This window comes from Pseudomonas sp. JBR1, from assembly GCF_028198185.1.
GTDB classification, from domain to species: domain Bacteria; phylum Pseudomonadota; class Gammaproteobacteria; order Pseudomonadales; family Pseudomonadaceae; genus Chryseomonas; species Chryseomonas oryzihabitans_E.
In genome coordinates, this window is record NZ_CP116340.1 from 4,321,280 (window position 1) to 4,342,503 (window position 21,224).

The 21,224-nt window shown below is 64.0% G+C and carries 21 protein-coding genes; 12 read left to right on the forward strand and 9 right to left on the reverse strand.

The annotated features are described in order from the left end of the window. The first annotated feature begins 332 nt into the window (after nt 1-332). The 4 genes from PJ259_RS20015 to moaE all read left to right on the forward strand — a co-directional run bounded on the left by PJ259_RS20015 (nt 333) and on the right by moaE (nt 2,993). Entirely contained in the window at nt 333-1,724 is a 1,392-nt protein-coding gene (locus tag PJ259_RS20015) for a PhoH family protein (RefSeq protein ID WP_059313638.1), read from the forward strand. Between the two features lie 86 nt (nt 1,725-1,810). Then, nucleotides 1,811-2,287, forward strand: a complete 477-nt coding sequence (gene moaC / locus PJ259_RS20020) for a cyclic pyranopterin monophosphate synthase MoaC (protein WP_059313639.1) — start codon at nt 1,811-1,813, stop codon at nt 2,285-2,287. Further along, nucleotides 2,284-2,535 (forward strand): MoaD/ThiS family protein, encoded by a 252-nt coding sequence (locus tag PJ259_RS20025; RefSeq protein ID WP_271653936.1) that lies wholly within the window; start codon nt 2,284-2,286, stop codon nt 2,533-2,535. The genes moaC and PJ259_RS20025 overlap by 4 nt, the downstream gene beginning before the upstream one ends. Nucleotides 2,536-2,537: 2 nt before the next feature. Next, nucleotides 2,538-2,993: a molybdopterin synthase catalytic subunit MoaE gene (gene moaE, locus PJ259_RS20030; RefSeq protein ID WP_271653937.1), complete on the forward strand. Its 456-nt coding sequence runs from the start codon at nt 2,538-2,540 to the stop codon at nt 2,991-2,993. 143 nt (nt 2,994-3,136) lie between these two features. On the opposite strand, the gene rhlB is transcribed toward moaE, so the two are convergent. The 3 genes from rhlB to PJ259_RS20045 form a co-directional block, all read right to left on the reverse strand. Next, on the reverse strand, nt 3,137-4,615 hold the full coding sequence (rhlB, locus tag PJ259_RS20035; RefSeq protein ID WP_059313642.1) for an ATP-dependent RNA helicase RhlB: 1,479 nt from the start codon (nt 4,613-4,615) through the stop codon (nt 3,137-3,139). A 95-nt stretch (nt 4,616-4,710) separates the two neighbouring features. Beyond that, nucleotides 4,711-5,661, reverse strand: a complete 951-nt coding sequence (locus tag PJ259_RS20040) for a GGDEF domain-containing protein (protein ID WP_059313643.1) — start codon at nt 5,659-5,661, stop codon at nt 4,711-4,713. Nucleotides 5,662-5,859: 198 nt separating this feature from the next. After that, nucleotides 5,860-6,522, reverse strand: coding sequence for an alpha/beta hydrolase (locus PJ259_RS20045; RefSeq protein ID WP_442964862.1), 663 nt, complete (start codon nt 6,520-6,522; stop codon nt 5,860-5,862). A 365-nt stretch (nt 6,523-6,887) separates the two neighbouring features. Here PJ259_RS20045 and PJ259_RS20050 point away from each other — a divergent pair, with 365 nt between their 5' ends. From PJ259_RS20050 to PJ259_RS20080, 7 genes are all read left to right on the forward strand, one after another. Next, nucleotides 6,888-7,916 (forward strand): amino acid ABC transporter substrate-binding protein, encoded by a 1,029-nt coding sequence (locus PJ259_RS20050; RefSeq protein WP_059313645.1) that lies wholly within the window; start codon nt 6,888-6,890, stop codon nt 7,914-7,916. A gap of 100 nt (nt 7,917-8,016) precedes the next feature. Further along, nucleotides 8,017-9,204 carry an amino acid ABC transporter permease gene (locus PJ259_RS20055; protein WP_271653938.1) on the forward strand — a complete coding sequence of 396 codons (1,188 nt, stop codon included), beginning with the start codon at nt 8,017-8,019 and terminating at the stop codon, nt 9,202-9,204. A gap of 9 nt (nt 9,205-9,213) precedes the next feature. Then, nucleotides 9,214-10,314 carry an amino acid ABC transporter permease gene (locus PJ259_RS20060; protein WP_059313647.1) on the forward strand — a complete coding sequence of 367 codons (1,101 nt, stop codon included), beginning with the start codon at nt 9,214-9,216 and terminating at the stop codon, nt 10,312-10,314. A gap of 10 nt (nt 10,315-10,324) precedes the next feature. Further along, nucleotides 10,325-11,092 carry an amino acid ABC transporter ATP-binding protein gene (locus tag PJ259_RS20065; RefSeq protein ID WP_039976153.1) on the forward strand — a complete coding sequence of 256 codons (768 nt, stop codon included), beginning with the start codon at nt 10,325-10,327 and terminating at the stop codon, nt 11,090-11,092. A 265-nt stretch (nt 11,093-11,357) separates the two neighbouring features. Then, entirely contained in the window at nt 11,358-12,050 is a 693-nt protein-coding gene (gene pcsA, locus PJ259_RS20070) for a phosphatidylcholine synthase (protein WP_093254393.1), read from the forward strand. 11 nt (nt 12,051-12,061) lie between these two features. Beyond that, a complete protein-coding gene (locus PJ259_RS20075; RefSeq protein WP_059316820.1) occupies nt 12,062-12,373 on the forward strand; it encodes a GIY-YIG nuclease family protein in 312 nt (103 codons plus the stop codon). Further along, nucleotides 12,361-13,296 (forward strand): glutathione S-transferase family protein, encoded by a 936-nt coding sequence (locus PJ259_RS20080; protein WP_271653939.1) that lies wholly within the window; start codon nt 12,361-12,363, stop codon nt 13,294-13,296. The genes PJ259_RS20075 and PJ259_RS20080 overlap by 13 nt, the downstream gene beginning before the upstream one ends. A gap of 60 nt (nt 13,297-13,356) precedes the next feature. On the opposite strand, the gene PJ259_RS20085 is transcribed toward PJ259_RS20080, so the two are convergent. The 5 genes from PJ259_RS20085 to PJ259_RS20105 all read right to left on the reverse strand — a co-directional run bounded on the left by PJ259_RS20085 (nt 13,357) and on the right by PJ259_RS20105 (nt 18,178). Continuing rightward, the gene (locus PJ259_RS20085; protein WP_059313650.1) at nt 13,357-13,977 is read right to left on the reverse strand and encodes a flavin reductase family protein; all 621 of its coding nucleotides are present in this window, start codon (nt 13,975-13,977) and stop codon (nt 13,357-13,359) included. 10 nt (nt 13,978-13,987) lie between these two features. Continuing rightward, complete coding sequence (locus PJ259_RS20090) at nt 13,988-14,467, reverse strand: metallophosphoesterase family protein (protein WP_271653940.1); 480 nt, start codon at nt 14,465-14,467, stop codon at nt 13,988-13,990. A gap of 280 nt (nt 14,468-14,747) precedes the next feature. Beyond that, nucleotides 14,748-15,866, reverse strand: a complete 1,119-nt coding sequence (locus PJ259_RS20095) for a hybrid-cluster NAD(P)-dependent oxidoreductase (protein WP_271653941.1) — start codon at nt 15,864-15,866, stop codon at nt 14,748-14,750. A gap of 9 nt (nt 15,867-15,875) precedes the next feature. Further along, entirely contained in the window at nt 15,876-17,132 is a 1,257-nt protein-coding gene (locus tag PJ259_RS20100) for an aromatic ring-hydroxylating oxygenase subunit alpha (RefSeq protein WP_271653942.1), read from the reverse strand. Between the two features lie 122 nt (nt 17,133-17,254). Further along, nucleotides 17,255-18,178, reverse strand: coding sequence for a LysR substrate-binding domain-containing protein (locus PJ259_RS20105; protein ID WP_059313654.1), 924 nt, complete (start codon nt 18,176-18,178; stop codon nt 17,255-17,257). A gap of 160 nt (nt 18,179-18,338) precedes the next feature. Here PJ259_RS20105 and PJ259_RS20110 point away from each other — a divergent pair, with 160 nt between their 5' ends. Next, nucleotides 18,339-19,049 carry a TetR/AcrR family transcriptional regulator gene (locus PJ259_RS20110; protein WP_271653943.1) on the forward strand — a complete coding sequence of 237 codons (711 nt, stop codon included), beginning with the start codon at nt 18,339-18,341 and terminating at the stop codon, nt 19,047-19,049. A 59-nt stretch (nt 19,050-19,108) separates the two neighbouring features. On the opposite strand, the gene PJ259_RS20115 is transcribed toward PJ259_RS20110, so the two are convergent. Further along, nucleotides 19,109-21,145, reverse strand: a complete 2,037-nt coding sequence (locus PJ259_RS20115) for an NADH:flavin oxidoreductase (RefSeq protein ID WP_271653944.1) — start codon at nt 21,143-21,145, stop codon at nt 19,109-19,111. Between the last annotated feature and the right edge of the window lie 79 nt (nt 21,146-21,224).

The window sequence follows — 21,224 nt, forward strand, 5'->3', positions numbered from 1 at the left end:
GCGCCATTCTAGAAGCCTCCGTCGTTGGGCTCCAGTGGGCCTTGCCCATGGGATCGATAGGTATTGACCACGGCCGCGGAGCGACGTTGCCTGGCCGGATGGCAAGATCGACGGGTCCGCGAAAAAAATCGGACGCGGCCAAAAAAAGCTTTTGTGCCCAAGGGCTTTTGCGTTATTACCGAAGTGTCCGTCGCATCTCCCGGGTCCCGTGCCCTCATGTTGGCCGGTCCGTGAACCCGTTGCTGGAGCGACGGCACCTTTCGCCGCGGAGCGTCTGCTGACGCTCCGTCGACTGGCTTGCGAGTCAAGCGTTTCTGACGAGGTGACCGAGTATGGATGATCACGGACGTTCCCGCCCCACCCAGCCCACCCTCTATGTGCTCGACACCAACGTACTGATCCACGACCCCAACGCGCTGCTCAATTTCGAAGAGCATCACGTCGCCATTCCCATGACGGTCCTGGAGGAACTCGACAAGCTCAAGACCGGCAAGCACAACGTTGCCGCCGAGTGCCGGCAGGCGATCCGCCTGATCGACAGTGTCCTCGCCGAATCCTCGCCCGAGGACGTCGAGCGGGGCGTACCCATTCCCCGCGGCAAGGGCGAGGCCAAGGGGCGACTGTCCATTCTCATGAGCCGCCGCGCCGGCCCCATGGCCTGCCTGCCCGACGACATCAACGACAACCGCATCATCAACCAGCTCGTCGAATTGCGTACCCAGCATCCCCAGGAGCGGGTGGTGCTGGTCACCAAGGACATCAACATGCGCCTCAAGGCGCGTGGCTGTGGCATCGCCGCGGAGGACTACCAGACCGACCAGCTGCTCGACGACGTCTCCCTGCTATCCCAGGGGTATCACAATCTGCCGGGGTCCTTCTGGGACAACGTGAGCAAGGTGGAAAGTCGCCAGGAGCTGGGCCGGGTCTGGCACCGGGTGCAGCTGTCCGCCGAGTTGCCGCCGTTCAACGTCAACGACTTCGTGCTCGACGAGCAGGGTTTCGTTGGCTGGGTCAAGGCGGTACGCGACGGTGAGGTCATCCTGCTGGACATGCATCAGGAGCCGTTGATGCATCAGGAGGCCTGGGGCCTCAAGCCGCGAGACATCTATCAGGCATTGGCACTGTTCGCCCTGCTGGAGCCGGACATCCACCTGGTCAACCTGACCGGTGCCGCGGGTTCGGGCAAGACCATCCTGGCGTTGGCCGCGGCCATCGAACAGACCATGGTCACCAAGAGATACCGGCGGATCATCGCCACCCGCAGCGTTCAGGGCCTGGACGAGGACATCGGCTTTCTGCCCGGCACCGAGGCCGAGAAGATGGAGCCCTGGCTGGGTGCCATCACCGACAACCTCGAAGCCCTGCACATGGATGACCACAACCCCCACGGCAGCGTGGACTACATCCTCAGCAAGGTGCCGCTGCAATTCAAATCCCTGAACTACATCCGTGGTCGCAGCTTCCAGCAGAGCCTGATCCTCATCGACGAATGCCAGAACCTCACCCCGCACCAGATGAAGACCATCATCACCCGCGCCGGTAGCGGCTCCAAGGTGATCTGCCTGGGCAACCTGGCGCAGATCGATACGCCTTACCTCTCCGCCACCAGCTCGGGTCTCACCTACCTCTCCGAGCGCTTCAAGGGCTTCAACCACGGGGTGCACATCACTCTCCAGGGCGTGCCCCGGTCCATCCTCGCCGAATACGCCGAGGCTCATCTGTAAAGGCCATGATCCCCGCCTGGCCAGGGGCGGGGATCAAATCTCCCACGGCAGGTCTACAATGGCAGGTCCTTTCCAGGAGTCATGCCGTGCTGACCCATCTCGATTCCCAAGGCCGTGCCAACATGGTCGACGTCACCGACAAGCAGGTGACCTTCCGTGAAGCCACGGCCGAAGCCCGGGTGCGCATGCGTCCGGACACCCTCGAACTCATCCAGAGTGGCGGCCACCCAAAGGGCGATGTCTTTGCCGTGGCGCGCATCGCCGGTATCCAGGCGGCCAAGAAAACCGCCGATCTCATTCCGCTCTGCCATCCGCTGATGCTGACCAGCGTCAAGGTCCACCTGACCGCTGAAGCGCCGGATGCGGTACGTATCGCTGCCACCTGCAAGCTGTCCGGCCAGACCGGGGTGGAAATGGAAGCCCTGACCGCAGCCAGCGTGGCGGCCCTGACCCTCTATGACATGTGCAAGGCGGTCGATCGCGGGATGACCATCGAGGCGGTGCGCCTGCTGGAAAAGAGCGGTGGCAAAAGCGGTCATTTCCGCGCCGAGGAGCAAGCATGATCCGCGTGCAATTCTTTGCCCGCTATCGCGAGGTCCTGGGCTGCGCCGAGGAAAATCTCGCCTGGGAGCCGGACTTGGCCACCGTGGGTGATCTGCGGGAGCATCTGGTCCAGCGTGGCGGGCTCTGGGCCGATACGCTGGGCGAGCGCGGGCTGATGTGCGCGCGCAATGAGGAGCTCTGTGGCCTGGCCGAGCCGTTGCACGACGGTGATGAGGTCGCCTTCTTTCCCACCGTGACCGGAGGTTGACCATGGCCATTCGTGTACAGGCTGCGGCTTTCGACCCCGGCCAGGAGCTCAATGCCCTGCATGCGGCCAACACCGGCATTGGCGCCGTCGTGGGCTTCGTCGGCTATGTGCGGGACTTCAACGACGGTCGAGACGTGGGTGGGTTGTTCCTCGAACACTTTCCCGGCATGACCGAGAAGGCACTGGCGCGCATCGTGGAGGAGGCGGGTCAGCGCTGGCCGCTGCTCAACGTCGATATTCTGCATCGTATCGGCCGGCTCGAGCCGGGCGAGCCCATCGTCTTCGTCGGCACCGCCAGCGCTCACCGTCAGGCTGCCTTCGAGGCCTGCAACTTCGTGATGGACTATCTCAAGACCCGCGCGCCTTTCTGGAAAAAGGAAGATACGGCCGAGGGCCCACGCTGGGTGGAAGGCCGCGCCAGCGATCAGGATGCCGCGGAGCGTTGGACGAAGGGATGACAGAGTAGGGTGGAAAACCGCACAGCGTTCTCCACGTGGTGAGCCGCCTGCCAGGTGGATAAGGCTGCGCCGTTATCCACCCTGCGGAGGTGCCGGCTGCCCTGGCGAGACCGGCAGGGCAGCCTTCGGCAGTGGCGCTGGTCTCAACGCTGCCGCGGGACCGGCTTGAGCAGCTCGGCCGGCGGCATCTCGCAGCCGATCTTGCGGCCCAGCAGGGCTTCGATGGGTGGCAGGGCGAAGGAGTCGTCTTCGCCGGCGAAGCTGATGGAGGTGCCGGTGGCGCCAGCGCGGCCGGTACGGCCGATGCGGTGCACGTAGTCGTCCGGGTCTTCCGGCAGGGTGAAGTTGATCACGTGGCTGATGCCGTCGACGTGAATGCCGCGACCGGCCACGTCGGTCGCCACCAGCACGCGGATCTTGCCGGCGCGGAAGCCTTCGAGGGTCTTGATACGCTTGTGCTGAGGCACATCGCCGGACATCTGGGCCGCGCTGATGCCGTCCTTGGTCAGGCGCTCTTCGATACGGCGCACTTCGTCGCGACGGTTGGCGAACACCATCACCCGCTCCCAGTTGTTCTGGGCGACCAGGTTGTAGAGCAGGCGATACTTGTCGCTGGAGGACACGGCGTAGACGTGCTGCTCGACGGTATCGCTGGCCACGCTTTCCGGCTCGATCTCGACGATGGCCGGATCGGTGGTCCACTGCCGTGCCAGGTTCATCACGTCATCGGTGAAGGTGGCGGAGAACAGCAGGGTCTGGCGTTCGCTCTTGGGCGGCGTCTGGCGGATGATCTGGCGGACCTGGGGGATGAAGCCCATGTCCAGCATGCGGTCGGCCTCGTCCAGCACCATCACCTCGACCATGTCCAGATGCACCTCACCGCGCTGGTTGAAGTCCAGCAGACGGCCGGGGGTGGCGACCAGGATGTCGCAATAGCGTGCTTCGAGCTGCTTGAGCTGCTTGTCGAAGTCCATGCCGCCGACAAAGCTCATGACGTTCAGGCCGGTGTACTTGGCCAGATCCAGGGCGTCGTTGGCGATCTGCACCACCAGCTCGCGGGTTGGCGCGATGATCAGTGCCCGCGGCTCACCCATGTACCTTTCCTTGGGCGGCGGGGTGGTCAGCAGCTGTGTGATCGTCGAGATCAGGAAAGCAGCGGTCTTGCCGGTGCCGGTCTGGGCACGGCCAATGGCGTCCTTGCCCTTGAGGGTAAAGCCCAGTACTTCCGCCTGGATCGGCGTGCAGTAGGGAAAGCCAAGGTCATGGATGCCGTGCATCAGGCGCGGATCCAGCTTGAAGTCGTGGAAGCGCGTCTTGCCTTCCTGCGGCTCGACCGCGAAGTCTTCCAGCTTCCAGGTGTCAACCGGCTTGGGCTTGCGCGGGCTGCGTTCACGACGCGGCTTGGCAGTCTTGTCCGCCTGAGGGCGGGGCTCCTGGGCGCGGGCTTCGTTCTGGTTCCGGGGTTTGCGTGGCGGCCGCTCGACCTGGGGCTCGAGTGCGGCCGGGGCGGGAGCGGAGGGAGCTGCGGGAGCGACGCTGGGGGTAGCTTGGGGCGCAGGAGAGGGGGTCGGCTGAGCGACCTCCTGATCCTTGCCCAGAAATTTTTTGAGTGCCTTGAGCACGGAGGGTCTCGATCATCGAAAGCGGAATGAGACCGCAGTGTAAAGCAACCGACGTGCCCGGCAACAACTACCTGCCGAACACGGGCGCAATCGGATCAGCCGCTGATCCGATTGCGCCCGGCATTCTTGGCCTGATAGAGCGACTTGTCCGCGCGCCCTACCAGCTCCTCCAGGGAGTCGGCCTTGCGCATCTGGGCCAGCCCGATCGACACCGTGACGCCCGGCAGCTTGCCGCAGGGCGAATAGAAGTCCTTGATCTCCGCCAGGCTCTGGCGCAGCCGTTCAGCGATGGCAATCGCCTCGTCGCGATCGATCTCTGGCAACAGGATGACGAATTCCTCGCCACCATAGCGCGCCATGCTGTCCTTGGGTCTCAGCTGGTCGCGCAAGGTGTTGGCGACCAGGCACAGGGCATAGTCGCCCGCCAGGTGGCCGTGGGTATCGTTGTAGCGCTTGAAGTGATCCACATCGAGCATCAGCAGGCTCAGGGGCTGTCGATTGAAGGCGCAGCGGGTGCTTTCGCGCTCGAACAGCTGCTCCAGGCGGCGACGATTGAAGAGGCCAGTGAGCGTATCGACGTTGGCATTGCGCTCGGTATCGACGATGAGTTGGTTGCCACGGCGCATCCGCTCGCAGAGGATGCCAAGCAGGTTGTGCATGGCCTTGGAGGAGCGCTCGATCAGTTCGAGTACCAGATCGCGATGCAGGCAGAGCACCTGGGTATCGGCCTCGGCGATGACATAGGCGCTGGGCCGCTCGCTGTCCATGAAGCTGATCTCGCCAGAGCACTCGCCCGGGCCGAGCAGATAGATGGGGGGATTGTCCGGCGAGCCCAGGTGGACCCGCAGACGACCTTCCAGAATAAGGTACATGTACTGGTTGGTCATGGCCGGTGACAGCAGGCATTCGCCTGCCACCAGGCTACGGGTGACCGAGCGGGCGATGAGCGCTTCCAGCAGAAAGTTCTCCACGCCCTTGAACAGGCGGAGGTCTTTCAGGGACGCGACCGGAACTTCGGCCAGCCATACCGACAAGGGGGCAGCCATCAACACATCACCTCGGGGGCTGAAAGGAAAACTCGGACCATAGCTGCTCCATGCAAATCACGACCTTCAGGCACCCCTACTGGACCGGATGGGTACCGCAAAGTTCGTTCGCTTTCCCTTCGTGAGCCTCCGTTTGCGACCTGATGACGGGAATTGTCGACCGGTTTCCAAAAACGTCACCGCACCGCCAGCATTCCTTTATTTTCCGCCCAGACGTGTCAGCAGCCAGGCCTGAATGTCCTGGATTTCCGCCGGAATGACTTCGTGGCGCATGGGATATTCGCGCCAGAGCGCTTCAACGCCTGCGGCAGCCAGGGCGTCGTAGGCGGCGCGCCCCAAAGCTAGCGGTACGACGTCGTCCTGACTGCCGTGCAGGCACAGGGCCGGGGTGGTACCACCCCGGTTGGTCTGATCGTTTTCGAAGCTGGGGGCATAGGTCGATAGCGCCAGGACACCGCCGAGGGTGATGCAGGAGGTGTTGTAGGCGGTGTGCAGTACCACGGCACCGCCTTGGGAGAAGCCTGCGAGCACGATGCGTTCAGCTGCGATGCCCTGGGCCCGCTGGGCCTCGATCAGGGCATGCACGCTGGCAGCCGATTCTTCTAGCTGGGCGCGATCAATGGCCCGTGCCGGATTCATTGCCAGGATGTCGTACCAGGATGGCATGGCCCAGCCGCCGTTGATGGTGACGGGACGGGTAGGTGCCTGGGGCAGGATGAAACGGGTGGTGGTCAGGGTGCGCTGCAATAATTCAGCAACGGGTTCGAAGTCATGCTGGGTTGCGCCCAGGCCGTGCAACCAAATGACGCAGCTATCGGCGGTCGCGCTGGTCGATTCCAGCACAAGAGGTGAATTTTCCAAGGCTTTGCTCCAGTTTGGTGCCACTAAAAATGGGTGTGGTAACAGATGGTGCACAAAATGCGTGTCGCATTTTTGTAATTTATTCAGCCGGCTTTTTGCTCGAGGTCTCGGGATTGCCGGGTTTGAGCCAAGTGCAACGTTGTCGCCTTCACTGGTCCGCAAATTGCCTCAACTAGGTTGCGGCCAGGTAGTGCACTAACAGGTAACACTGACTCACTGCTTCGTCACGCCTTCCAGTGCGTCACCTTCATCCCTTGATGAAGGACGCCCAGGGATCGGGTGGGCGGGTTCCACGGCAATCAGGCGAGAGACATCGTGCTGCCGTGCGACTGGAACGTAACTCATAAACAAAGTGGAGCTTATCGATGAAGATGGTGAAGTCTACCCTGGCAATTCTGACCACCGCCGCCGCTTTTGGCCTGTCCGGCATGGCTCACGCAGGCGCTACCCTGGACGCGGTGAAGAACAAAGGTTTCGTGCAATGCGGCGTTAGCGATGGCCTGCCGGGCTTCTCCTTCACCGACTCCAAGGGTGACTACAAGGGTATCGACGTGGACGTCTGCCGGGCCGTCGCCGCGGCAGTCTTCGGCGATGCCACCAAGGTTCGCTTCACGCCCCTGACCGCCAAGGAGCGCTTCACCGCGCTGCAATCCGGCGAAATCGACGTGCTGTCGCGCAACACCACCTGGACCAGCTCCCGCGACGGCGGCATGGGCCTGATCTTCGCAGGCGTCACCTACTATGATGGCCAGGGCTTCCTGGTGAACAAGAAGCTGGGTGTGCAGAGCGCCAAGGAACTGGACGGCGCTACCGTGTGCATCCAGGCCGGTACCACCACCGAACTCAACCTGGCCGACTACTTCCGTTCCAACGGCATGAAGTTCACCCCCATCACCTACAGCACCTCGGACGAAAGCGCCAAGTCGCTGGAAGCGGGTCGTTGCGACGTCCTGACCTCCGACCAGTCGCAGCTGTACGCCCAGCGCAACAAGCTGTCCAAGCCCGACGACTACGTCGTGCTGCCCGAAGTGATCTCCAAGGAGCCGCTGGCACCGGCCGTGCGTCGTGGCGACGAAGACTGGCTGACCGTGGTCAAGTGGTCGCTGTTCGCCCTGGTCAACGCCGAAGAGCTGGGTCTGACCTCCGCCAACGTCGAGGCCCAGGCCAAGGACTCCAAGAACCCTGACGTGCGTCGTCTGCTGGGTGCCGATGGCGAATTCGGCAAGGACCTGAAGCTGCCGAAAGACTGGGCGGTGAAGATCGTCAAGCAGGTCGGCAACTACGGCGAAGTCTTCGAGCGCAACGTCGGCATGGGTAGCGACCTGAAGATCAAGCGCGGCCTCAACGCCCTGTGGAATGCAGGCGGTCTGCAGTACGCCCCGCCGGTCCGTTGATCTCGGCGCCTTAGTCGCCGACCACCTTCCGGATGTGCAGATTCTCGCCCTGCAGCGCTCCCCGCGCTGTGGGGCGAGAATTTAATGAGGCTTCTAGTAGATGCAAAACGTTAGCAAACCGTCCTCGCCGGTCCGTGGGTCTCTGCTCACCGATCCGCAGGCGCGCTCCTGGCTGTTCCAGATCGTGGCCGTGGTCGCCGTCGTGGCCTTCGGCTGGTTCCTGTTCAGCAACACGCAGGCCAACCTTGCCAACCGGGGTATCACCTCCGGCTTCGGCTTCCTGAACAATACCGCCGGCTTCGGCATTCCCCAGCACCTGATTCCCTACAGCGAAGGCGACACCTACGGGCGGGTCTTCCTGGTCGGCCTGCTCAACACCCTGCTGGTGTCGGTCATCGGCATCTTCCTGGCGACCATCATCGGTTTCACCGTGGGTGTGGCCCGGCTGTCGAACAACTGGCTGCTGCGCAAGGTCGCCACGGTCTACATCGAGACCTTCCGCAACATTCCACCGCTGCTGCTGATCTTCTTCTTCTATTTCGCCGTGCTCGCGCCCCTGCCGGGTCCACGCCAGAGTCTGAGCCTGGGCGACGCCTTCTTCGTCAACAACCGTGGCCTGTACATGCCCGCGCCGAGCGCCGATGCCGGGTTCCTGCCCGGCTTGATCGCGCTGCTCATCGCCATCGTCGCCAGCGTGGTGGTGGTGCGCTGGGCTCGCAAGCGGCGGCATGCCACGGGCCAGCGCTTTCCGGTGCTGTGGACCGTACTGGCGCTGCTGATCGGGATCCCGCTGCTGGCGGCCCTGGTCTTTGGCAGGCCGTTGCACTGGGAAGTGCCGGAGCTGCAGGGCTTCAACCTGCGCGGCGGCTGGGTGATCATCCCCGAGCTGGTCTCCCTGGCGCTGGCCCTGTCGGTCTACACCGCGGCCTTCATCGGCGAAACGGTGCGCGGCGGTATCCAGGCGGTCAGCCACGGTCAGACCGAGGCGGCCAGTTCCCTGGGGCTGCGTCCGGGCCTGACCCTGCGGCTGGTGATCATTCCCCAGGCCTTGCGGGTGATCATTCCTCCGCTGACCAACCAGTATCTGAACCTGATGAAGAACTCGTCGCTGGGTGCTGCCGTCGGCTATCCGGAGATGGTGGCGCTGTTCGCCGGCACCGTCCTGAACCAGACCGGTCAGGCCATCGAGACCATGGCCATCACCATGAGCGTCTACCTGGCCATCAGCATCAGCATCAGCATCCTGATGAACTGGTACAACAAGCGCATCGCGCTGATCGAGCGTTAAGGAGCGCGTATGAGTAACCAGACCCATACCTTCAAACCGGACCTGCCGCCGCCGCCCTCCAGCGTCGGTGCCTGGGCCTGGATTCGTGGCAACCTGTTTTCCAGCGTCGGCAATACCCTCCTGACGCTGTTCGGTCTCTACCTCGTCTGGCTGATCGTGCCGCCGGTGGTGAACTGGGCCTTCATCAATGCCACCTGGAGTGGCAGCACCCGTGCCGATTGCGTGCCAGGCGGCGCCTGCTGGGTGTTCATCAAGGAGCGCTTCGGGCAGTTCATGTACGGCTTCTACCCCAGCGATCAGCGCTGGCGCGTGGACCTGACCGTGGTGATCGCCGTGATCGGAGCGATTCCGCTGTTCCTCGACAGCTTCAAGCACAAGGCCCGTTACGGTCTGTCCCTGCTGGTGATCTATCCGCTGGTGGCCTTCTGGCTGCTGTATGGCGGCTTCGGTCTGCGCGTGGTGCCCTCCAGCGAGTGGGGCGGCCTGATGCTGACCGTGGTGATCGCCGCGGTGGGCATCGTCGGCGCCTTGCCGTTGGGCATCCTGCTGGCCCTGGGGCGCCGCTCCAAGCTGCCGGCGATCAAGGTCATCTGCGTGACCATGATCGAGTTCTGGCGGGGGATCCCGCTGATCACGGTGCTGTTCCTGTCGTCGGTGATGCTGCCGCTGTTCCTGCCCGATGGCATGAACCTGGACAAGCTGTTGCGCGCCATCGTCATGGTGATCATCTTCGAGGCGGCCTACATCGCCGAGGTGGTACGGGGCGGCATGCAGGCCATTCCCAAGGGCCAGTACGAAGCCGCTGCGGCCATGGGGCTGGGCTACTGGCGGACCACCGGCCTGGTGATCCTGCCCCAGGCGCTCAAGCTGGTGATCCCCGGCATCGTCAACACCTTCATCGCGCTGTTCAAGGATTCGAGCCTGGTGGTCATCATCGGCCTGTTCGACCTGCTCAACAGCATCAAGCGTGCTACTTCCGACCCGGCGTGGCCTGGTCTATCCACCGAAGGCTATGTGTTCGCCGCGCTAGTCTTCTGGGTTTTCTGTTTTGCCATGTCCAGCTATTCCGCCCGTCTGGAGCGCAAGCTGAACACCGGCCACAAGCGTTAGGAGTCAACAGATGAACGTAAGCAACAAGCAGCCGGTCGACAGCAGCAAGGTCATGATCCAGCTCAAGGACGTGAACAAGTGGTACGGCCAGTTCCACGTGCTCAAGGACATCAACCTGACCGTCACCCAGGGTGAGCGTATCGTGCTGTGCGGGCCTTCCGGCTCCGGCAAGTCCACCACCATCCGCTGCATCAACCGCCTGGAAGAACACCAAAAGGGTCAGATCATCGTCGACGGCACCGAGCTGACCAACGATCTCAAGCAGATCGAGACCATTCGCAGCGAAGTCGGCATGGTGTTCCAGCATTTCAACCTCTTCCCGCACCTGACCGTGCTGCAGAACTGCACCCTGGCGCCCATGTGGGTGCGCAAGCTGCCGAAGAAGCAGGCCGAAGAGATCGCCATGCATTACCTGCAGCGGGTGCGCATTCCCGAGCAGGCCAACAAGTTTCCGGGCCAGCTGTCCGGTGGCCAGCAGCAGCGCGTGGCCATCGCCCGGGCGCTGTGCATGCAGCCACGCATCATGCTGTTCGATGAGCCGACCTCGGCACTCGACCCGGAGATGGTGAAGGAGGTGCTGGACACCATGATCGGCCTGGCCCAGGACGGCATGACCATGCTGTGCGTGACCCACGAGATGGGCTTCGCCCGCACCGTGGCCAACCGGGTGATCTTCATGGACAAGGGCGAAATCGTCGAACAGGCCGCACCGGACCAGTTCTTCGACAATCCGCAGAACGAGCGTACGCGCCTGTTCCTCGGGCAGATCCTGCACTGAGACGCGGCCGGGGTGGACACCCATCCGCCCCGGTCTACCTGCGAACCCAATCACGGGCGTTCGGCGGGAAGGCGGGCAAAGGACTTCAAGGCGCGGTATCCTCGATGTTTGGCGCCCGGTTTCCGGGGTCGGCGGTCAAGGTCCGCCTTGCCGTTCACCGGCTTCATTGTCGATTCCGTACCGCATCGCGAGAACGTGCGGTGCAACGGGCAGTCGAAGCCGTCATCATAGAGAGACGCCCGTGAACTCCATTTCCCATCCGCTCATGCTGACAAAAGCCAAGGCCTGGGGCGCCCATGCGGTGACCTCCAGTGGTGTGATCCTCGCGCTTCTGGCGCTGCTCGCTCTGGTCGACGGTCAACCCAAGGGTTGCCTGATGTGGCTCGGCATCGCGCTGCTCGTCGATGGTCTCGACGGCACCCTGGCCCGCAAGTTCGAGGTCAAGCGGGTCCTGCCCCATTTCGATGGTTCCGCGCTGGACCTGGTGGTCGATTACCTGACCTATGTCTTCATTCCAGCGATCTTCATCTATCGCTTCGTACCCTTGCCGCCGCACTTCGAGCTGGTGGCGGTGGGCATCATCCTATTGTCGTCACTGTTCTGTTTCTGCAATGTGAACATGAAGAGCGCCGACAACTATTTCATCGGCTTTCCTGCGGCCTGGAACGTGGTGGCGCTGTATTTCTACGTGCTGGACCTGGCGCCCTGGTTCAGCATGGCGGTGGTGCTGGTACTGGCCGCCCTGACCCTGACCCGGGTCAAGTTCCTGCACCCCTTCCGCGTCCGTCAACTGATGGCGGTGAACATCACCATTACCTCCATCTGGCTGCTCAGCAGCGCCATGATGGTGTTCCTGCACCCCGACAAGCCGCTGTGGCTGATGGTGCTCTGGTTCGCCAGCGGCATCTACTTCGTTGGCGTGTGCGTCTGGCGTACCGCCCGGGAGTGGTTCGCCTGACGGTGAGCGACATCCCCCAGCCACCCGCGCGCACCTGGTATGTCTACCTGGTGCGCGCCGAGAACCAGGCGCTCTATTGCGGCATCAGCGATGATCCCGAGCGCCGCTTCGCCCAGCACCGCAGTGGCCGTGGTGCCCGCTTCTTCGCTTCCAGCCCGGCCCAGGCGCTGGTCTATGTCGAAGCCTGCGCCGACAAGTCGGCCGCCTTGCGCCGCGAGATCCAGATCAAGAAGCTACCCAAACGAGCCAAGGAATCCCTGGTGCTGGCCCTGTCCGGCCCACGGCCCACGGCTGATTCAGGAGTGCTGTCATGTCCGAGCTGATTCTGCATCACTACTGGCAATCGCCCTTCGCCGAGAAGGCGCGCCTGCTGTTGGGCTTCAAGGGTCTCGCCTGGCGTTCGGTGATCATTCCGCGGATGCTGCCCAAGCCCGAGCTGGTGGCGCTCACCGGTGGCTATCGCAAGACGCCGGTGCTGCAGGTGGGTGCGGACGTCTATTGCGATACGGCGCTGATCGCTCGCCGCCTGGAGGCGGAAAAAGCGGTACCGGCGCTGTTTCCGGAAGGCCAGGAGGCGGTCGTGGCCGCCTTTGCCGGCTGGGCGGACTCGGTGTTGTTCCAGCACGCCGTGGCGTTGATGTTCCAGCCGGAGATCATGGGGCCGCGCCTGGCCAGTCTGCCGCCGGAGCAGGCCCAGGCCTTTCTGGATGACCGCAAGGCGCTGTTCAGCGGTGGCAGCCTGAGCCGGCTGACGCCCGAGCAGGCCCGGCAGCAGTTGCCGACCCTGTTGTCGCGGCTGGAGACCCAGCTGCAGCGCAGCCAGGGTGAATTCCTCTTCGGCGCGCCCTCGGTGGCCGACATCGCCCTGGCCCACAACTTCTGGTTCCTCAAGAGCACGCCGCAACTGGCGCCCCTGGTCGACGAACGACCCGAGATCGCCGCCTGGTTCGCGCGGGTGCTGGGTTTCGGCCATGGTACCCACGAAGAGCTCCAGGCCGAGGAGGCGCTGGTCATCGCGCAGACGGCCGAGCCTGAGGCGCTACCTCGTGATCAGGCCATTCCGGTGGAAGGCTTTGCCTGGGGTGAGCGGGTCAGCGTGGCCGCGACCGACTACGGGGTGGACCCGGTGGTGGGCGAGTTGGTCCATGCCGATAGCGAAGCCCTGGTGCTCTTGCGCCACGATGAGCGACTAGGTGCGATCCAGGTGCATTTCCCTCGGCTCAATTTCCGTGTCAGTGCAGGCTAAGCCACTTCGCTAGAAAAAACGGCGCCCAAGGGCGCCGTTTTGCCTTCCAACGCTGGTCGATCAGTCGGGGCGGCGCATGCGGAACAGCGCTGATTCGGTGATCTCGAAGTAGTCGGCCGGGCCACCGCCACGGACGATGGGACGAGCCGCGGCAGTCTGGTAGATACCGTCCTTGAGCAGGCGCTGGTCGATATGGGCGGCGACCACCTCGCCAAGCACCAGCCACTGGTCCAGCTCGTCGCCGGCGGCGGTCTTGAGGCGCACGATCTGGCTCAACTTGCATTCGAAGGCTACCTGGGCACGGGCGACCCGCGGCACCTTGACGATCGTCGAGGGGGCAGGCTCCAGGCCGGCGAGGGCGAATTCGTCCACCTCCGGACCTACCATGGCGCTGCTGGCGTTCATCTCCTCGGCCAGCTCGCGGGTCGCCAGGTTCCAGACGAATTCACCGGTGCGCTCGATGTTGGCCACGCTGTCCTTGTAGCCCTGGCTGGAAAAGCCGATCAGCGGCGGCTTGTAGTTGAAGGCGTTGAAGAAACTGTAGGGCGCCAGGTTCAGCACGCCGCTTTCGCTATGGGAGGAAATCCAGCCGATGGGACGCGGCGCGATGATGGCGTTGAAGGGATCATGGGGCAGGCCATGGCCCTGACTGGGTTCGTAGGAGTGGTAGGAGATGCTCATCGGGGTTCCTTCAGGGGGTGAGTTCCAGGATCTCGGCCTGGATCTGGCCGGCGTCCAAGGTCAGGCGGCCGACGCTGATCGGCAATCGAAAGCGGCGCGGACCGGCGCTTCCCGGGTTGACGTAGAGTACGCCATCGCGCTCTTCGATCAGCGGCTTGTGCGAGTGGCCGCTGACTACCACCCGCACCGCGGCACCGGCGGTCTGCAGGTCCAGTTCCGGCAGGATATGCAGCATATGGATGCCGATGTCGGCCAGGGTCAGGGTGACGCGCTCGGGGATGTCGTCGGCCCAGGGTACGTCGTCGTTGTTGCCCCGGACCACGGCCAGGGGCGCCAGCTCGCGTAGCGCATCGAGAATCTCGGGCTTGCCGATGTCGCCGGCATGCAGGATGAAATCGCTGCCGGCCAGGGCCTCCAGTGCCTGGGGGCGCATCAGGCCATGGGTGTCGGCGATCAGGCCGACGCGATAGGGGCGAGGCGCAGTGGGCATGTGGTCACTCATGGGGCTCAGGATCTCTCAAGGCCTCTGGCTGGATCGCTGTCGATCACAGGCCTGGCCGTTTACGTTGAGAGGTGTCCAGGCGCGCAGGAGTTCTACGCGGAAGCCAAACGCTGGAAGCAATCGTCAGTTCAGCACCCAGCGCGCCTGGCAGGCAACTGCGCTGGGTGCCGATGGCGGGCGGTCACATGGTGGTCGGATACCGGGATGACGCCTGGCTCGTGCTGCTGAAGGGCACCGATGCAGGCGCATTGGCGATGCCTGGCGACCGCTATAGGTCGAGCACCAGATCGGAGGTGGGTTTGCTGCAGCACAGCAGTCGAAACCCGCGATCTATCTCGCGCTGGCGAATGCCGCCGGCATGCTGCATCTCCACCTGGCCGTCGAGCAGGGCCGTCTTGCAGGTACCACAGAGACCCTGGCCGCAGGAGGAGGGCACGATGGCGCCGGCGCGTTTGGCGGCGGTGAGCACGGTCTGGTCGCCCGGCATGCTGAAGACCTTGCCCGAGCGGGCCAGGGTGATGGTGAACAGGGCGTCGCTGGCCGTGGTGGGTACTGTCTCGACGAAAGCCGTCGGGCTGCCGATGGTGAAGCTTTCCTGATGATAGTGGGAGAGGTCGAATCCCCCTTCGCGCAGGGTCCGCTGGACGGCGCCCATATAGCCCTGGGGGCCGCAGGTGAAGACCTCGCGTTCGCGAAAGTCCGGTACCAGTCGTTCCAACAGGGCGAGATCCAGGCGGCCAACCGGACCCTGCCAGTCCGCTTCGGCGCCGGACGCCTCACAGATGGCGAACACCTTGAGATGACGTTGCGCGGCCTGCAACTGAGCCAGTTCGTCGCGGAAGATGATGTCCTGCGGGGTGCGGGCACTGTGGACGAAGGCGATATCCGGATCGCTCCCCAGGTCGAAGGCGGCGCGGGTCATGGCCATCAGCGGCGTGACGCCCGAGCCAGCGGACAGATAGAGCAGCTTGCGCTGGGGATGCCCTACCGGGGTGAAGATGCCTGCCGGGCCGGTGGCCAGCAGGCGACTGCCGACTTGCAGATTATCGTGCAGCCAGTTCGACACCGGGCCACCCGGCACGCGCTTGACGGTGATGGCGAAGCTGAAGGGACGGGTCGGCGTCGAGGACAGCGTGTAGCAGCGTGACAGGCTCTGGCCATCGATGGTGAGCGACAGGGTGATGAACTGGCCAGGCTCGAAGGCTAACGCGACGAAGTCAGGGCAACGGAAGACAAAGGTCCTGACATCGGCGGTCTCGACCCGAATGGCGCAGCATTCGAGGGTCTTCCGTTCGGCACTGCTCCAGGATGCACCAAATGCCGACCAGGTCTGGGCCTCATTGAAGCGGCTGTCTTGCGTGGGGGCACAGGCGGTGAGCGCGGTCATGGTCATTCCTCACACCCCGTGGGCCGCAAGGCGCGCGGCGTACCAGCGGGTGAATTGCTCGACGTAGGTCTCGGTGAAGGCGGAGAGAGGTCCGGGCACATAGGCGGGATCCTGGGTGCCGCGATGGGTGATGGCGACGAGTCCGGCGTCCTGCAGGTTGGTCGCCTGCCAGACCTCGGTCAGGGTCTGGAGGTCGTAGTCGACGCCCTCCACGGCATCGGCATGGACCAGCCACTTGGTCCTGACCAGGGTCTGGTCCGGTCCGAGCGGGATGATGTAGGACACCACGGCGTGATCGCTCATGACGTGGGTCCAGGAATTGTGGGTCCAGAAATGCACATCGCCCAGGTCGCGGCGCGTCAGGTCGCCCAGCAAGCGGGTGCAGGCCACCTGGGTGGTCAGGGTCTGGGATTCGCCATGGTTGGCGATGACCAGGCGCTGCGAGCGGAACTGGGTGATGCTGTCCTCTTCCAGGTGTTCGACGGCGGCACAGAGGTGGCCTTGGTCTTCCCAGTTCTGACGGGCCTGGGCGTTCTTCGCCTGATAGTCCGCCAGGGCCTGGAGCGATTCCGGACTCATGCCGTCGGTACAGACGCCGAAGTCGTCCGGCAGGAAGGAGGCGTTCAGCTCGGGGTGACCGGCGGCGCAGTGATAGCACTCGCGGTTGTTCTCGATCACCAGCTTCCAGTTGCCGTTCTCGATGATCTCGCTCTCGTAGGCGATCTTGCTGTACTGCAGGGCATAGGGGGCGAAGCGTGGCGCCATCTCGGTGGCGAGGGCGTCGATGTCCTGGGGCGACTCGTCGCTCAGGCAGACCAGGATATGGGCACCCACCACCCGTACGGCCACCGGTATGAGACTGCGACAGCTGGCGTCGAAGTCCTTGCCCATGTGCGCGGCATGCTTCAGTTGGCCGTCGAGGTCGTAGGTCCATTGGTGATAGGGGCAGACCAGCATGCCTACGGTGGATTTGCCCGCTTCCTTGAGCCGCGCGCCGCGATGCCTGCAGACGTTACGAAACGCCCGGATGTTCTCGTCGTCGTCGCGTACCAGGATGATCGAGGCCTTGCCGATGTCCAGGGTGGAGACGTCCCCCGGCTCGGGAATGTCCGCGGTGACACCGACCACGATCCAGTGCCGGGTGTAGAAGACCTCGAGGTCGGTCGCGAAGACATCCGGTCGGCCATACAGCTCACCAGGAAGACCATGGCCCGGCTGGCGCTGGGCGAGCAGGTCGCGATGGCTCTTGGCGGGGGCGTTATCCATGGGGCACCTCAAGGGAGACGTTGGCCGGGGTGTGTGGCCGCAGTATCGAAGTGCCCCCGAAAGGGGTCAACGCGCTTTATTGTTAAGCTGGCATGAGCCAGGGTTATGCCAGGAACCCTGGCCTAGAGCGGCCTGCAGACGGCTGGCTCTTCTCGGAGCCAGGCAATCAGCGGATCGCCCGCTACCGATTTGCGACCATGGGGTGTCACCAGGTAATAGGCGTCGCGTGGCTTGACGATGAAGTCCGTCACCCTGATCAGTTGGCCGTCGGCCAGCAGGGGGGCGACCAGGCGATTCCAGCCCAGGGCGATCCCCAGGCCCTGGGTAGCCGCCCGGATGGTATCGGCATAGTGGGTGCAGCGCAGGCCGATGCGCAGCCGCGGTGGGGTATGGTCCAGGGCGCGGAACCAGGTGCTCCAGGTCATCCAGCCTTCCAGTGTTGCATCCGAGTCGATGAGCGGGCTCTGATAGAGGTCCGCGATGGAGCGCGGCGCGGCATGGCTCGCCAGCCATTCGGGTGCGCAGACCGGAAAGACCTCTTCGTCGAACAGCAGGGTAGCCGTCCCGTCATCCCAGCTGCCGTTGCCGTAGCGGATGGCCAGGTCGGCCTCGCGATGCAGCGGTGGGACCAGCCGCAACTGGAGGTCGGGCAGCAGTGCCTGCAAGGCCGGCAGACGGGGCATGATCCGCAGATGGGAGAAGGCGCTGGTGCAGGCCAGGACGATCTCATGCTCGGCCTGGCCATCGAGGATCTTGTCGAAGGTCGCCGCGATGCGCTGCAGCGAATCGCCCATGACCAGAAACAGCGCGCTGCCCTCGGGGGTGAGCTGGATGGCCCTGTGCAGGCGGTGGAACAGGCGGGTATCCAGCAATTCCTCGAGAAAGCGGATCTGCTTGCTCACGGCGGCCTGGGTAACGCCGAGTTCCTGGGCGGCGACGGTGAAGCTGCCGAGGCGAGCGGCGGCCTCGAACACCAGCAGGGCGTTCATGGACGGAATGAGCCGGCGATAGCCCTTGGAACGTCGCATGGATTCGGAGCGCTGCATGGGAGCCAGCCTGAGCAGAGGGCGAGCGGTCGCCAGGGTCATGTCTTCAGCCTCGGATTCACACGGCCATGACCGTCGAGAAGCCAGGACTCACCTTCGTGCACAGAAAAAGCGCGGTGCTGTACAGTTACCGGACAGTATTGCACGGGATAAGAGGTCGATGGCGCGACAGAGCAGGGCGCGGGACAAGGACGCGGACAGTGGCTGGCGGGGTTCGGCCGATGGCTGGCTGGAGGCGGCCTACGAGGCCTTGAAGGAGTCCGGCATCGACGGAGTCAAGGTGATGCCGCTCGCCAAACGGTTGAAGCTGTCACGAACCAGTTTCTACTGGTTTTTCGAGGATCGGGAGCAATTGCTGGCGGCACTGCTCGAGCGTTGGCGCGACAAGAATACCGGCAACCTGATCCGGCAGTGCGAAAGCTATGCGGAAAGCATCGCCGAGGCGATCCTCAACGTCTTCGAATGCTGGTTGGACAACACGCTGTTCGACTCCCAGTTCGAGTTCGCGGTACGCAGCTGGGCATTGCAGTCCGAAGAGGTGGCGGCGGCCATCGCCGCTGCCGACCGCACGCGCATGGCGGCGCTGTCCACCATGTTCCGGCGCTTCGGCTACGACGCCGATGCGGCCGACACCCGGGCGCGCACGCTGTACCTGACGCAGATCGGCTACATCTCCATGAAGACCGACGAGGGACTGACCGAGCGCTTCCGGCGTATTCCGCACTACACCAGCATCTTTACCGGCGAGCGGCCTGCCCAACGCGAGCTCGACCGCTTCTTCGGCAAGTTCGGCTATGCCGAGACCGAGCCTGGAGTCTTCGTACCGCTCAGCGAGACCTTCCGGCAGGCGCCGACAACCGACGAATACTAGGGCGACGGTCCTCACGCCCTGGCCCCCGATCCGGAGGCGGGGCAGGGCGTGCGGCGGCGCTACAGGTCCTTCATCAGTCGCAGCGCATCGTAGATCGCCGCATGGGTATTGCGCGCGGCCACGGCATCGCCGATGCGGAACAGCTGGAAACGCCCGGCCGGGTTGGTGACGATGTTCTGCGGCTTGCCGGCGATCAGTTCCTGGTGCTCCACGGCGCCATCGTTCTTCGACTGCGGCCTTAGCTCGAAATAGAGATCGTCCAGCGGCACCGTCCCGTGGTTCACCACCACCTGATCGACCACGCGTTCCTTGTGGACGGGACCGTAGTCGCTCTTGAAGGTAGCGACCAGCTTGCCATCGCGCCGCTCGACCCGGTCGACCCGGTAGGTCACCGTGAAGGTCACGTCGAGGTCCTGCAGCGTCCTCATGTAGGGCACCAGGTTCATCGCCATGACTTCGGCGGAAAAGGCGCGGTCGGGGGTGACGATCTCCACGCCAGCGCCGCTCTTGGCGATGACTTCCGCGGCCTGCAGGGCGGCATGGTCGCCGGCGTCGTCGAAGATCAGCACCTGGCGCCCGGGTTTGACGTCGCCGGAGATGATGTCCCAGGTCGAGACGGTGAGGTCGTTGCCCTGGCTGAGGATCTCGGTATGGGGCAGGCCGCCGGTGGCGACGATCACCACGTCGGGTTCTTCGGCCAGCACCGTATCGGCTTCGACCCAGGTGTTGAAGGCGAACTCCACGCCCAGGCGTTCGCACTGGGCCATGCGCCAGTCGATGATGCTGATCATCTCGCGCCGTCTTTCGTTCTGGGCGGTCAGGCGGATCTGGCCACCCGGCCGATCGGCCGCTTCGAACACCTTGACGCGGTGCCCGCGTTCGCCGGCTACCCGGGCGGCTTCCAGCCCCGCCGGACCGGTGCCGACGATCACCACCTTGCGCGGCACCGCCGCCCTGGGGATGTCGTGGGGCATGGTGGTCTCGCGGCCGGTGGCGGCATTGTGGATGCAATAGGCCGCACCGCCCTGGTAGATGCGATCCAGGCAGTAGTTGGCGCCAACGCAGGGGCGGATCTCTTCTTCGCGCTTCTCGATGATCTTGCGCACGATGTGCGGATCGGTCATGTGCGCCCGGGTCATGCCGATCATGTCGACCTTGCCGGAAGCGATGGCGTGGCGCGCGGTGGCGACATCGGGAATCTTCGCCGCATGGAAGGTCGGGAAGCCGGTGGCCGAGCGGATCTCGCCGGCGAAATCCAGGTGCGGCGAGTTGCGCATGCCCTGGATCGGGATCACATCGGTAAGGCCCGCATCGGTCTCGATATGGCCGCGGATCACGTTGAGGAAGTCCACCAGGCCACTGTCCTTGAGCAACTGGGAAATGGTCATGCCTTCATTGGCATCGATACCGCCTGGCAACGTCTCGTCGCCGGTGTAGCGAATCCCCACCAGGAAGTCCTCGCCGCAACGCTGGCGAATGCCGCGCAGGATCTCGAAGGTAAAGCGCATGCGGTTTTCCAGCGAGCCGCCATAGGGGCCGTCCAGAGTGTTGGTCAGCGGCGACCAGAACTGGTCCATCAGATGGCCGTAGGCCTGCAGCTCCAGACCGTCGAGGCCGGCGTACTTCATGCGCTCGGCGGCGTCGACGTAGTCCTTGACGATGCGCTCGATATCCCAGTCTTCGATCTGCTTGGGAAAGGCCCGGTGCGCCGGTTCGCGCTCATGGGAGGGCGAGACCACCGGCAGCCAGTCGGCCTTGTCCCAGCGGGTGCGCCTGCCCAGGTGGGTGAGCTGGATCATCACCGCGGCGCCATGCTCGTGGCATTCGTCCGTCAGGTCCCGCAGCCAGCCCACTACCTCGTCCTTCCAGGCCAGCACGTTGTTGAACACCGGCGGGCTGTCGCGGGAGACGGCCGCCGAACCGGCCGTCATGGTCAGGGCGACCCCGGCCTTGGCGCGTTCGACATGGTAGGCCCGGTACAGCGCCTTGGGCATGCCGTCCTCGGGATAGGCCGGCTCATGGGAGGTGGTGATGATGCGATTGCGCAGGGTCAGGTGCTTGAGCTGGTACGGCTGCAGGAGCGGATCGGTGGACATCTCGGGCTCTCCGGGCGAACGACATCAGGCGTGTTTTCGCTCAATCTGGATTCAATGTACAGGTGTGTCAACAAATAAA

Bases quoted from the DNA above. Each gene is read 5' to 3' on its own strand.
- PJ259_RS20015 (WP_059313638.1), top strand. From the start codon at position 333: ATGGATGATCACGGACGTTCCCGCCCCACCCAGCCCACCCTCTATGTG.
- PJ259_RS20025 (WP_271653936.1), top strand. From the start codon at position 2,284: ATGATCCGCGTGCAATTCTTTGCCCGCTATCGCGAGGTCCTGGGCTGC.
- moaE (WP_271653937.1), top strand. From the start codon at position 2,538: ATGGCCATTCGTGTACAGGCTGCGGCTTTCGACCCCGGCCAGGAGCTC.
- PJ259_RS20040 (WP_059313643.1), bottom strand. From the start codon at position 5,661: ATGGCTGCCCCCTTGTCGGTATGGCTGGCCGAAGTTCCGGTCGCGTCC.
- PJ259_RS20050 (WP_059313645.1), top strand. From the start codon at position 6,888: ATGAAGATGGTGAAGTCTACCCTGGCAATTCTGACCACCGCCGCCGCT.
- PJ259_RS20055 (WP_271653938.1), top strand. From the start codon at position 8,017: ATGCAAAACGTTAGCAAACCGTCCTCGCCGGTCCGTGGGTCTCTGCTC.
- PJ259_RS20060 (WP_059313647.1), top strand. From the start codon at position 9,214: ATGAGTAACCAGACCCATACCTTCAAACCGGACCTGCCGCCGCCGCCC.
- PJ259_RS20065 (WP_039976153.1), top strand. From the start codon at position 10,325: ATGAACGTAAGCAACAAGCAGCCGGTCGACAGCAGCAAGGTCATGATC.
- pcsA (WP_093254393.1), top strand. From the start codon at position 11,358: ATGCTGACAAAAGCCAAGGCCTGGGGCGCCCATGCGGTGACCTCCAGT.
- PJ259_RS20080 (WP_271653939.1), top strand. From the start codon at position 12,361: ATGTCCGAGCTGATTCTGCATCACTACTGGCAATCGCCCTTCGCCGAG.
- PJ259_RS20085 (WP_059313650.1), bottom strand. From the start codon at position 13,977: ATGAGCATCTCCTACCACTCCTACGAACCCAGTCAGGGCCATGGCCTG.
- PJ259_RS20090 (WP_271653940.1), bottom strand. From the start codon at position 14,467: ATGCCCACTGCGCCTCGCCCCTATCGCGTCGGCCTGATCGCCGACACC.
- PJ259_RS20095 (WP_271653941.1), bottom strand. From the start codon at position 15,866: ATGACCGCGCTCACCGCCTGTGCCCCCACGCAAGACAGCCGCTTCAAT.
- PJ259_RS20100 (WP_271653942.1), bottom strand. From the start codon at position 17,132: ATGGATAACGCCCCCGCCAAGAGCCATCGCGACCTGCTCGCCCAGCGC.
- PJ259_RS20105 (WP_059313654.1), bottom strand. From the start codon at position 18,178: ATGCAGCGCTCCGAATCCATGCGACGTTCCAAGGGCTATCGCCGGCTC.
- PJ259_RS20110 (WP_271653943.1), top strand. From the start codon at position 18,339: ATGGCGCGACAGAGCAGGGCGCGGGACAAGGACGCGGACAGTGGCTGG.
- PJ259_RS20115 (WP_271653944.1), bottom strand. From the start codon at position 21,145: ATGTCCACCGATCCGCTCCTGCAGCCGTACCAGCTCAAGCACCTGACC.